Origin of the sequence: Aeromonas veronii (assembly GCF_040215105.1) — a bacterium.
In the GTDB taxonomy this organism is placed as follows: Bacteria; Pseudomonadota; Gammaproteobacteria; order Enterobacterales; family Aeromonadaceae; genus Aeromonas; species Aeromonas veronii_G.
In genome coordinates, this window is the sequence record NZ_CP157875.1 from 3610373 (window position 1) to 3622517 (window position 12145).

7 protein-coding genes are annotated in these 12145 nt (G+C 59.6%); 2 read left to right on the forward strand and 5 right to left on the reverse strand.

Annotated elements, in window-relative coordinates:
* The first annotated feature begins 578 nt into the window (after positions 1-578).
* Complete coding sequence (locus ABNP46_RS16620; RefSeq protein WP_349919319.1) at positions 579-2030, forward strand: aminoacyl-histidine dipeptidase; 1452 nt, start codon at positions 579-581, stop codon at positions 2028-2030.
* 614 nt (positions 2031-2644) lie between these two features.
* Here ABNP46_RS16620 and ABNP46_RS16625 read toward each other — a convergent pair.
* From ABNP46_RS16625 to ABNP46_RS16645, 5 genes are all read right to left on the reverse strand, one after another.
* Complete coding sequence (locus tag ABNP46_RS16625; RefSeq protein ID WP_349919320.1) at positions 2645-3646, reverse strand: ABC transporter ATP-binding protein; 1002 nt, start codon at positions 3644-3646, stop codon at positions 2645-2647.
* A 100-nt stretch (positions 3647-3746) separates the two neighbouring features.
* Complete coding sequence (locus ABNP46_RS16630; protein WP_349919321.1) at positions 3747-4742, reverse strand: ABC transporter ATP-binding protein; 996 nt, start codon at positions 4740-4742, stop codon at positions 3747-3749.
* 37 nt (positions 4743-4779) lie between these two features.
* Positions 4780-6597: an extracellular solute-binding protein gene (locus ABNP46_RS16635; protein WP_349919323.1), complete on the reverse strand. Its 1818-nt coding sequence runs from the start codon at positions 6595-6597 to the stop codon at positions 4780-4782.
* A gap of 96 nt (positions 6598-6693) precedes the next feature.
* A complete protein-coding gene (locus ABNP46_RS16640; RefSeq protein WP_349922539.1) occupies positions 6694-7737 on the reverse strand; it encodes an ABC transporter permease in 1044 nt (347 codons plus the stop codon).
* A gap of 8 nt (positions 7738-7745) precedes the next feature.
* A complete protein-coding gene (locus tag ABNP46_RS16645; protein WP_349919324.1) occupies positions 7746-8771 on the reverse strand; it encodes an ABC transporter permease subunit in 1026 nt (341 codons plus the stop codon).
* 741 nt (positions 8772-9512) lie between these two features.
* On the opposite strand from ABNP46_RS16645, the gene ABNP46_RS16650 reads away from it, so the two are divergent.
* The gene (locus tag ABNP46_RS16650) at positions 9513-12119 is read left to right on the forward strand and encodes a TonB-dependent receptor plug domain-containing protein (protein WP_349919326.1); all 2607 of its coding nucleotides are present in this window, start codon (positions 9513-9515) and stop codon (positions 12117-12119) included.
* The last annotated feature ends 26 nt before the right edge of the window (positions 12120-12145 follow it).

Genomic DNA, 12145 nt, shown 5'->3' on the forward strand with positions numbered 1-12145 from the left:
CCAGATTTCAGGTAAAAAAATAGCAGGGGGAGGTTCGAGGCCTCGCACACCTGCTGTCTGTCGATTCGGTCGTCAGTCTGGCTGACAACCCGCCTTAACGACGGTTGGCGTAGGGGTTCGGATAGTTGAAACCCTGGGTATAGAGAGACTGGGCAAACCAATAGGTTGAATTGCTGCCTGACATATTAATACTCCTGATTGCTTAACAAGTTACGTACCTTAATGCGGGCTCAGATCCTTGAACGAACACTCGGTTCCGTGGAGGCGCACTTGCTTTGCTTCGGTTCCCTGGAGGCATTGATTGTCATCCTGACAAGTGGGGTGACCCACGGCGGCTAATTTACCATCGCCGGCGAAAAAGACAATATTTTTGTGAGTCAAGTCACATTATTGATATTGTGCTGCATGAACCCCGCCTGGTAGCCAGCTTCACCATTCATGCCCTCTTTATCAGCACAAGCGGACTGCAATTTGCGCTGACTGCTCACATTTTTGTGTGATTGACTGTATTATCGTTACCCACTTCCCCAGCCACCGCTGGGGCCCGCTATCATCCCGTGCAGGTAAGGAGTCCCGACGTGGCACAGCTGAGTTCCCTCTCTCCCAAACTGATTTGGCAATTCTTCGAGCAGATCTGCTCCATCCCCCATCCTTCCAAGCACGAAGCCCAGCTGAGCGCCTGGATTGTCCAGTGGGCACAAGGGGAAGGGCTGGCGGTCAAGCAGGATGCCGTCGGCAACATCATCATCAAGAAACCGGCCACACCGGGGATGGAAAATCGCAAGGCCGTCGTACTGCAGGCCCACATCGACATGGTGCCCCAGGCCAATGCCGACACCCAGCACGACTTCACCAAGGATCCCATCGATGCCTACATCGACGGTGAATGGGTCACCGCCCGCGGCACCACCCTGGGCGCCGACAACGGCATGGGCATGGCCGGCTGCCTGGCCGTGCTGGCGGACAAGACCATCAAGCACGGTCCGCTGGAAGTGCTGCTGACCACGGACGAAGAGACCGGCATGACCGGCGCCTTCGGTCTGGAAGCGGGCTGGCTGGAAGGCGAAATCCTGCTCAACACCGACTCCGAGGAAGATGGCGAGGTCTACATGGGCTGCGCCGGCGGGGTGGATGCCAATATCCGCTTCCCCCTTGAGCAGGTCGCCGCCACTGAAGGCGAAGGCTTCGAGCTGCAGGTGAAGGGGTTGCGCGGCGGTCACTCCGGGGTCGATATCCACCGCGGCCGTGGCAATGCCAACAAGCTGCTGGTACGCCTGCTCAAGGCCGCCGAGCCGCTGGGTGTGCGACTGGCCGAGATCAGCGGCGGCACCCTGCGCAATGCCATCCCCCGCGAGGCCCGTGCCACCCTGCTGGTGCCTGCCGCCAGCGTGAATGAACTCAAGGCCCTGGTGGATCGCTATGCCGGCATCTACCAGAGCGAACTGGCCGCCACCGAGGCGAACCTGACCGTGCTGCTCAGCAGCAAGGAGAAGCCGGCCAAGCTGTTGAGCGAATCCTTGCAGGCCCGCCTGCTGGACTCCCTGATGGCCTGCCCGAACGGCGTCATCCGCATGAGCGATGCCATCCCGGGCGTCACCGAGACCTCTACCAACCTCGGCGTCATCAAGACCCTCGAAGGCGAGATCTATGTACAGTGCCTCATCCGCTCCCTCATCGACTCCGGTCGCGAGAGCGTCGAGCAGATGACCCGCTCCCTGTTCAACCTGGCCGGTGCCAGCTGCGAGTTCACCGGCGCCTACCCGGGCTGGGCCCCGAACGTCGACTCACCGGTGATGGCGCTGGTGCGCAACAGCTACCAGACCCTGTTCGGCGAGATGCCGAACGTCATGGTGATCCACGCAGGTCTGGAGTGCGGCCTGTTCAAGAGTGCCTACCCGGACTGGGACATGGTCTCCTTCGGTCCGACCATCCGTGGTGCCCACTCCCCTGACGAGAAGGTGCACATCCCCGCGGTCGAGCGTTTCTGGCAGCTGCTGGTCCACGTGCTGGAACAGATCCCCGCCAAGTAAGGCCGGTTTTATTGCCAGGTGTCATGATGCCCCGCTCCGTGCGGGGCATTTTTATGGCCATTCTCTCCCGCCGCCCCCTCTTCGTGGCTCCCCTGCCTCAAAACATCCTCATTCCCTTGAAAACGTATCCATAAGAAAACTTTTATACGAAAACCTTTTCCATGATTTATGTAAATTTACAACACGATAAGTTGATCGGGATCACAAAATTCCCTAGCATCAAATTGTGACCAAGGTCACACACAACAACGATTAACAGAGCGATGAGGTAAGACTATGTTCGAGAATCTGGCAGTGCTGTTCCACCTCAAGGGTGCATCCAGCAAAAAAGGCGTCGACGAGAAAGTGACCTATGCACCGGCGACCCGCAACTACTACTTCCGCTATGGCGCCTGAGTGGGCCGGCCGAAAGGCAATAAGTAGTAAAATTACAAAATATACGACAATCCACACTGCAGCTATCCCCACGGGAAGCTGTCCTGCCCGGGCCAGATGTTCCACGGCCAAACCTGAACTCCAACCATGAAGATGGGGCCCACAGGCCCCATTTTTTTATTGCTCGTCTTGCTGACCGTCCGGTGCGGATGCCGGAGGCCGTGGCTCGGCCGCCGGCATCACATCGCCTTTCCCAGCGGCACCGCCTCCACCGCAGCCAGGGGGAAGTGGCAGGCCACCTGATGGGCCAGCCCGTCGCACACAGTCAGTGCGGGCGAGGCGCTGCGGCACAGATCCGTGGCATAGGGGCAGCGCTGGTGGAAGTGGCAGCCGCTCGGCGGTGAAATGGGGGATGGCACGTCACCGGTCAGCAGGATCCGCTGATTGCGGCGACGGGGATCCGGCACCGGAATAGCCGAGATGAGTGCCTGGGTATAGGGGTGACGCGGGCTCAGGTAAAGCTGCTGGGCATCCGCCAGTTCGACAATCCGCCCCAGATACATGACGGCGATCCGGTCCGAGATGTGTTTGACCACCGACAAGTCGTGGGCGATGAAGATGATGGCGAGGTTCATCTCCTGCTGCAGGGTGAGCAACAGATTGACTATCTGGGACTGCACCGATACATCGAGCGCCGACACCGCCTCGTCACACACCAGCAGCTTGGGTTTGAGGGCGATGGCCCGGGCGATGCCGATACGCTGGCGCTGGCCGCCGGAAAACTCGTGGGGATAGCGATCCGCCGCACTGCGCGGCAAGCCGACCTTGTCCAGCAGCTCCAAGACCCACTCCCGCCGCTGCGTCGTCGTGCCCTTGCCGTGGATAATGAAGGGCTCCTCCAGGATCTGCCCCACCGTATGGCGGCCATTGAGGGATTCTGCAGGATCCTGAAACACGATCTGCATCTCCTGACGCAGGGAACGCATCTCTTTTGGCGACAGCTGGGTGATGTCCCGCCCCTCGAAGGTGATCTGCCCCGCGGTGGGCTCGAACAGCTTGAGCAGGGAGCGCCCCAGGGTGGACTTGCCACAGCCGGACTCCCCCACCAGTCCCAGGGTCTCCCCCTGTTTCAACTCGAAGCTGATGCCATCTACCGCATAGACGGTGTAGTGTTTGCGCAAAAAACCGCCACCCATCTTGAAGTGCTGCTTCAAGTCCCTGACCGACAACAAGATGCTCATGGCTGTTGCTCCTTGTTATCGAGGGGAAGAGGCGGCATCAGATCCCCCCTCTCCCTCGTGCTGAAGTGCTGCTTCAAGTCCCGCATCGACCACAAGATGCTCATACGCTCAACTCCTTCCAGTGATGGCAGGACACTGTGTGCCGCTCTCCCAGGGATTCCGCCACCGGATTGGTGCCCACGCAGATCTCGGTGGCGTGGGGGCAGCGGTTGGAGAAACGGCACCCCGCCGGCATCTCGTGCAGGGCAGGCACCTGGCCCTTGATGGTCTTGAGCAGGCTCTTTGGCACATCTTCGAGGCGCGGGATCGAGGCCATCAGACCATGAGTATAGGGATGACGCGGCCGGTCAAACAGCTCGTAGATATCGGCCCGCTCCACCGCCCGACCCGCATACATCACCACCACTTCGTCGCACAGCTCCGCCACCACCCCGAGGTCGTGGGTGATGAAGATGATGGCCATGCCGGTCTGGGCTTGCAGCTCCTTCATCAGATCCAGGATCTGGGCCTGAATGGTCACATCCAGCGCCGTGGTCGGCTCGTCGCAGATGAGCAGGGCCGGCTCGCACGCCAGCGCCATGGCGATCATCACCCGCTGGCGCATGCCGCCGGAGAGGTTGTGGGGATAGACCCCGAAGCGCCGCTCCGGCTCCGGGATCCCCACCTTGTGCAGCATGGCGATGGCGGCCGCCTTGCGGTCGTGCTTGCTGTACTCCGGCCGGTGCAGGCTGAACACCTCCATCAACTGATCCCCCACGGTCTGCACCGGGTTCAGGGCCGTCATCGGCTCCTGGAAGATCATGGAGATGCGGTTGCCCCGCACCCGGTACATCTGATCCGGCGGCAGTGACAGCAGTTCCTCCCCCTGGAAACGGATGGAGCCCGCGACGACCTGACCATGGGGCTTGGGCAACAGCCCCATGATGGCGAGCGACGTGACGCTCTTGCCGCAACCGGACTCGCCGACGATGCCGAGGGTCTGCCCCGGCGCCACGGCGAAGCTCACCCCGTCAAGCACCTTGATCTTGCCGTCATCGACGGCGAACTCCACCTCGAGATCCCGGACCTCGAGGATGGGGGCCTCTCGCTTGGCCATGGCCGCCCCTCCCTTGTCTATGGGCTCAATCCTGGACTCAATGGTGCGCATAGGTCTTGTCGAGCAGATTGATGGGGGCCAGCGCCTCGCCCGCATCCTTGGCTTTTAGGGTCTCGGCCTTCACCTTGGGATCGATCCAGAGCAGACCGCCGCTGCTGTGGGGGTAGCCATCCATGGGCCAGTAGAGCTGATCCGGGGTGTTCTTGGTGGCAGGCACCTCGGGCAGCATCACATAGCGCCAGCTGCTGGCCCGCACATAGTTGAGCTGTACACCGGGCACGAAGATGGCGAGATCATAGATACGCTGCTGGATCTGGCGGGAGAGATCGGCCCGCTTGGCGGTATCGAACTCCACGTCGTAGGCGTCGATCAGGGTGTCGAGTTGCTTGTCTGCCACGTTGAACAGGTTGTTGGTCTGTGGCTTGTTGGCGTTATCCGAGTGGAACGACTCCCAATACTGCGGATAGAGACCGCCACCGCCCCAGCCAAGCCAGGCCGCCTCGTGTTTCTTCTCCAGCATCACCTTGAAACCGGTGGCACCATCCACCAGGTTGAGCTCCAGATCCAGGCCCGCCTTCTTGGCCTCTTCCCTGAGCACGGTCAGCCGCTTGGTGTGCTCCTGGGTGGTGTAGGTGACCGCCAGACTGAGGCGCTCGCCCTTGTCGTTTTGCAAGATGCCGTCCGGCCCCGGCTTGGCGTAGCCTCCCTTGGCGAAGAACTCCCGCGCCTTGGCCACGTCATAGGCCCGCTCGGCCAGCTGCATGTCGGTAAAGTCGCCAAAGCCCGAGCCGAAGGTGGTGGCGCGGTCATAGTCGCCGCGCAGCACGGTGGCGATCATCTTGTCGAGGTTCATGGCGTGCTGGATGCCGAGGCGCACATTGATATCCGCCAACCTGGGATTGGCGATGTTGAGGTGAACCCCCTGCCCGCCCTGCTTGGTGTCGGTCACGGCCATCACCTTCTGCACATAACCCTGCTTGTACTCCGGCGTCACCGCCTTCTCGTGCCACCAGTTCGGCAGGATCATCTCGAAGGTGTCGACCTCCCCCTTCAGGAAGTGGCGAAACGCGATGTTGTGGTCGCGGATCACCTGCACCTTGATGGTGTCGATGTTGAACCTGTGCTGGTTGTAGCGATCCTGCTGGGCCCACCAGTCTGGCTGCTTGCTGAAGGTGATGGACTTGCCCTTCTTCACCTCGGTCATGACATAGGGGCCCGTCGTGGGCACCACGGACCAGTTGTACTGCTTCACCCAGTTGGGGGTCAGCTTGTAGTAATGCTTGGGCTGGGGCCAGAGCTCCGTGGTGTTGAGCAAGTCCAGCTTGGCCTTGCGATTGCCCGACTTGACCAGGATGGTGTGGTCGTCAATCTTCTCCACCGCCACGATCTCGGTGGTGTAGTAGTTGTTGTACCAGGGCGCCCGGATCTCCTTGGAACGCATCATCTCGTAGCCGAAGGTGTAGTCGTCCGCGGTGACCGGCTTGCCGTCAGACCACTTGGCGCGCGGATCCAGTTTGAAATAGACGGTCTGGTTGTCCGGCGCGATGGCCCACTGGGTCGCCAGCGACGGGATGGGGTTGCCGGTATTGGGGTGGAAGCTGATGAGCCTCAGCTGGTTGTCCTGGATGAAGGAGCGGAACGCACCGTTGGAGTCGGGCCCCACGGTGCGAAACGTCAGCGGGAAGCTGTCGATGAACATGGTAAGAGAGCCGCCTGGCAGCGCCTTGGGGGAGGCAAACACCGGGTCCGTGTCATTGGTTTCCCACTTGAGATCCGCGGGCAGGCTGGCGGCCCAGACCCAGGATCCATTCACCAGCAGGAAAAGTGCACCTATCCATTTTATTTTATTCTTCATATCTGACTTCCTGGTCATGACCCCTGCTGCGGGGGTTTCTTGATTAAGGGTTAAATCATGTCACTTCACACACAACCGATATCTTGCACCACGCCATCACTGGTAGCGGGTGAACTTGCGCGGATCGAACGCCTCCCGGATGGCCTCACCGATGAAGGAGACCATGATGAGCACCAGGCTCACCGCCGCCACCACCGAACTCACGATCCAGATGGCATCCAGGTTGTTGATGCCCTGAGAGAGCAGCTCCCCCCAACTCGGGGTGGGCGGCGCCAGGCCGAAACCCAGGTAATCCAGCGCCGTCAGGGTGGAGATATTGCCCACCACGGCGAAGGGGGCCAGGGTGACGATCATCATCAGGGTATTGGGCAGTATGTGGTTGAAGATGATGCGCCCCGTGCTGGCCCCCTGGGCCCGCGCCGCCATCACATAGTCCCGCGCCCGCTCCTTGTAGGTGAGGGTGCGCATGTACCAGGTGATCCCCATCCAGCCAAACAGCACGTTGATGCCGACGAACAAGCCGAAGTTCGGCTTGGCCAGCGACACCAGGATCATGATGACGTAGAGGAAGGGCACCTGGGACCAGATCTCGATGAAGCGCTGCAGCACCAGATCAAAGCGCCCGCCGAGAAAGCCCATCATGCAACCGATGCTGACCCCGATGACGTAGCTCGCCACCAGGGTGATGAAGGCAAAACCGATGGCGATGCGAAAGCCGTATACCAGACGCGCCAGCACATCGCGGCCGCTGGTGTCGGTACCGAGGAAGTGGCGCTCGGCCAGGCTAGGCGCATAGGGGGGGTAGGCGTCCTGCTTGAAGTCCTGCTCATAGGGGTTCCAGGGCACCAGGGGCAGCAGCACCCAATCCCCTTTTCCCGCCTCTGCGAAGCGGGCCTGCAACTGGCGGTAATTGGTCTCGTATTCGTAATCCAGCCCGAACTGCTGGCCGGAGATAACGTTTCCATAAGTCGGGAAGTAGAGCTCCCCCTGATAGCTCACCACCAGGGCCCGGCTGTTGACCAGGAGTTCCGCCAGAAGGGAGATGACAACCAGCACGGAGAAGATGATAAAGGAGTAGTAACCCCGCTTTATCGACTTGAAAAGCTTGAGTTTTTTCAGTGTGACCGGGTTGAGGTTCAGGTTCATGGTCAGTCTCCAAACCGCACGCGAGGATCGACCAGCGCCACGCAGATGTCGGAGACGATATTCCCCACCAGCATCAGCATGGAGGTGATCGCCAGGATCCCCATGACGGTGGGGTAATCCCGCTCGACGATGGCCTCATAGCCGAGCAGGCCGATGCCGTCGATGTTGAAGATGGTCTCGATGAGGAAGGAGCCCCCGAAGAAGACTGTGAGCACGGATCCCAAGTGGCTGGCGATGGGGATCAGGCTGTTGCGCATGGCATGGCCGGTGACCGCCTTGCGAAACGGCAGCCCCTTGGCCACGGCGGTGCGCACGTAATCCGCCGACAGGTTTTCCATCAGGCTGTTCTTCATGGTCATGGTGAGGATGGCAAAATCGCCGATGGCATAGGCGATGAGGGGCAGCAGAGCGTGGGCGAAGACGGTGCGGATCTGGTCCCAGCTGCTCTCCATGTACTCGAAATCTTCCCCCGGGAAGCCCCCCATGGGCAGCCACTCCAGGTGGAAGGCGAAGACGGTGATGAGGAAGATCCCCACCACGTAGGCGGGCAGCGCATAGGCCATGTAGATGAGCATGGAGCTCAGGGAGTCGAAGCGGCTGTTATGCCTGAGCGCCTTGGCCACCCCGAGTGGGATGGAGACCGCATAGCTCAGCAGAAAGGTCGCCAGCCCGAAGAAGGCGGTGACCGGCAAGCGATCCTTGATGAGATCCCACACCGGCTCGTAGTAACGGGTCGACTCCCCCAGATCCAGCACCGCGAGTTTTTGCAGCCACTCCCAGTAAGCGATCAGCATGGGCTTGTCCAGGCCGTAGAACGCCTTGAGTTCCTCGATCTGCTCGTCGGAGAGGGCCTGGGCTCCCTTGCTGCCACTGGAGCGCCCGCTTTCATTCTGCGATACCTGCGCCTGCATCAGCATGCGTTCGACCGGACCGCCCGGCACGAAGCGGGTGATGGTGAAGACGAGCAGGGTGATCCCGAGAAACGTCGGGATGATCAAAAGCATCCGACGTAAGAAATACGACAGCATGGTGGGTTAAACCTCATCCTTGTTGTTCTTGTATGGCCATTCAAATCCGATGAACAGCCTGTCCTTCCTGGCATTACTCACTGAATTGCCTGTCATTGGCAGACAATACCGCTCGGTCACTGTAAAAGCTCTGCAACAAAAATCAAGTAAAACGAGGCACATGAAACAGGAGGGGGCGGTGCAGTAGAAAAAACCGGAATTTTTTTTTCGAAAACCCAACTTCAAGATAAAAAACTGCTACGCCATCATATTTAAATTATTTTTATTTAATAAAATTTAATTAAACAAAACACGAAAGCGGAACCAAAATCCATATTTAACAATCACTTACACTAAATCAGTGGCGATGTTGATTTTACCTATAGAAGAAGAGGGATTTTTCGATGGGCAGGACAAGGCTCCGAGCGAGAACATGAACAAAGACAGATTTAAATGCTACCAAAGTAGATATTGGCGATATATCACTCATCGGGACATGTGCATTATCGATAAGTTCAAAAATAATCAATAAAATCGAAACGGGTACATTTAACATCGTTTTCACATCGCTGAATGCAAGATGAACAGTATAAAATCCCGAAAAAAACGCCCATATAAAAAATAGTCATCTAATTCCCACCTGCCTCCCCATTCACCCCGCCTCATTTGACGTTAAACCTCAAACCTTGATAAGCCTTACGCACTGCTCCAACGAGGGCGGTACAGGAAGCAAACAAAAAACAATCAGGAAGGATACTAGCGATGCTTAGGAAAAGCAGACTCTCTGCTGCCGTAGCGTTTGCCTTGGCGAGCGCGGCAGTTGTGGCCACCCCTGTCCTGGCCGAAGAGGGCCAGAACGTAGAAAAACTGCAAAAAATCAAGGTCACAGGCTCCCGGATCTCCCGGGTCGACGTGGAAGGTTCCACCCCTGTCGTCTCCGTCAGCAAGGCCAAGATTGAAGAATCCGGCCAACAGACCGTCGCCGACTACCTCAAGCAAGCCTCTTACAACTCCTTCGGGGGGGTCTCCCCCGCCTCCGGCAGCTCCTTCCAGTCCCAGGCCACCGTCGGCCTGCGCGGCCTGGGGTCTGAGCGCACCCTGGTTCTGCTGAATGGCAAGCGGGTCGCGGGTTCCCCCACCATGGGCGGCACCTCCATCAACCTGAACACCATCCCCATGGCCGCCGTCGAGCGGGTTGAAGTCAACCTGGACGGTGGCTCCGCCATCTACGGTTCCGATGCCATCGGCGGTGTCATCAACGTGGTACTCAAGGAAGGCTATGAAGGCCTGACCTTCCAGGGTCGCCTGGGCTCCCCGAGCGAAGACGGGGGTGACGAAGCGAGCGGCTCCATCGTTGCCGGCGTCAATGGCGAGAAAGGCTCCCTGATGGCGGTCTACGAGCATGACAAGAAAGACGTCATCTACGCCCGTGATCGCGATTATCTCTCCAAGCAGGGCAACGAAGCCCCCAGCGCCTATGGCCGCAACGTGGAAGGGGTGACCGGCCTGGATGCCAATGGCGATCCGGTCTGGAAATATGGCCCCCTGGCGGGCGCCACCAACGCCGATGGCAGCTGTAAAGAGCCCTTCATCGGCTTCGAAGACGGCTGTAACTACAACTACGGCAAGATTGCCGCCACCACGGCCTCCCGCAGCCGCGACACCCTGTATGTGAACGGCCGTTATCACATCAATGACAACGTGGACTTCGTGCCCCAGATCATCGGCTCCCGGGTCGAGAGTTTCGGTCGCTTCGCCCCCGCTGCCGGGGCCTTCACCATCGATCCGGCCAACCCGAACAACGCCAGCTTCTTCACCGACAACGGCCTGGATGCCGCCGCCACCCAGGGTCTGGGTGAAGCCGCCTATGCCTACTACCGCTTCAGCAACGTCGGTCCCCGTGACAACCTGGTCACCGACCTGACCGGCAGCCTGAACCTCGGCTTCGAAGGCACCATCGCCACCGAATCCGTGGGTGACATGCAGTGGAACGCCGGTTACATGTATTCCAAGACCGACAACAAGGAGAACGGTACCGGTTACGTGCTGGCCTCCGCCGCCCAGCAGGCGATCGCCGATGGCAAGTTCGTGGGTGGCGAGTTCAGCGCCGACAGCACCAAGGCCATGGCCGCCGACACCAGCCGCCGCTCCACCATGGACTTCTACCAGTGGTACGCAGGGGTGCAGTGGGACATGGGTGAACTGCCCGCCGGTCCGGTCAGCTGGTACGCCGGCGCCGAGTACAACGACTGGGTCTACACCGACAAGTACGATGCCCAGTCCGAAGCCGGCAACATCATCGGCTCCTCCGGCAACTCCTCCGGCGGTGTGCGCGACGTGACCGCCGCCTACATCGAGACCCTGGTGCCCATCACCGAGCAGATCGAGCTGAACGTGGCCGGTCGTTTCGATGACTACAGCGACTTTGGCAGCGCCTTCTCTCCCAAGGCGAGCCTGCGCTACCAGCCGCTGGACAATCTGATGCTGCGCACCTCCTGGTCCCGCTCCTTCCGTGCCCCCAGCCTGAGCGATCTCTACGCGGCGGACTCCTACTCGGCCGACTGGGCCAAGGACTATGTCTACTGCGAGGCCAATGGCATCTCGGCAGCCAACTGCCCGAACCGTCAGTACGACACTACCCGTACCTCCAACGAGCAGCTGAAGGAAGAGACCGCGGATACCTGGAACTTCGGGGTGGCTTACAGCCCGCTCGATGACCTGAACCTCTCCCTGGACTACTACACCATCAGCATCGATGACGTGATCCAGCTGAACTCCCTGCAGTCCGTCATCTATGACGAACTGAACACCGGCAGCTCCAGCAACGTCACCCGTAACAGCCAGGGCCGGATCAATGGCGCCATCGCCTCCATGGTCAACCTGGGTACCCTGGATACCTCGGGCCTCGATCTCAAGGTGGACTACAAGTACGACCTGAACTACGCCACCGTCCGTTATGACCTCGGCGGTACCTACATCCTGGAGTACAAGGAAGGTCTGTACGCCGGCGGCCCGGTCATCGACAAGATTGGCCAGAACGGTCTGCCCCAGTTCCGCTTCAGCACCGGTGTCGGCGTCAACGTTCCCCAATGGTGGAACATGGATACCTACCTGAGCGCGAACTACATCGACTCCCAGAGCCAGGACTACATCGCCGATACCGGTCAGGAAGTCGGTCACATCGCGTCCCAGACCACCTGGAACCTGAACGTCGGCGTGGAAGCGCCGTGGGATGGCAAGATCCAGGTCGGGGTGAAGAACATGTTCAACGCGGGCCCGTCCCTCGAGAGCGATGGCTTCACCTATGACGAAGAGCTCTACAGCATCGACGGTCGCATCTACTACATCGACTACGCCCAGAAGTTCTAATCCACCAAGCAAGAGACAAGCCGGCC

What these genes read in the sequence shown, in the direction of transcription:
- ABNP46_RS16625 (WP_349919320.1), bottom strand. Translation starts at nt 3,646, where the DNA reads ATGAGCATCTTGTTGTCGGTCAGGGACTTGAAGCAGCACTTCAAGATG.
- ABNP46_RS16630 (WP_349919321.1), bottom strand. Translation starts at nt 4,742, where the DNA reads ATGGCCAAGCGAGAGGCCCCCATCCTCGAGGTCCGGGATCTCGAGGTG.
- ABNP46_RS16635 (WP_349919323.1), bottom strand. Translation starts at nt 6,597, where the DNA reads ATGAAGAATAAAATAAAATGGATAGGTGCACTTTTCCTGCTGGTGAAT.
- ABNP46_RS16645 (WP_349919324.1), bottom strand. Translation starts at nt 8,771, where the DNA reads ATGCTGTCGTATTTCTTACGTCGGATGCTTTTGATCATCCCGACGTTT.
- ABNP46_RS16650 (WP_349919326.1), top strand. Translation starts at nt 9,513, where the DNA reads ATGCTTAGGAAAAGCAGACTCTCTGCTGCCGTAGCGTTTGCCTTGGCG.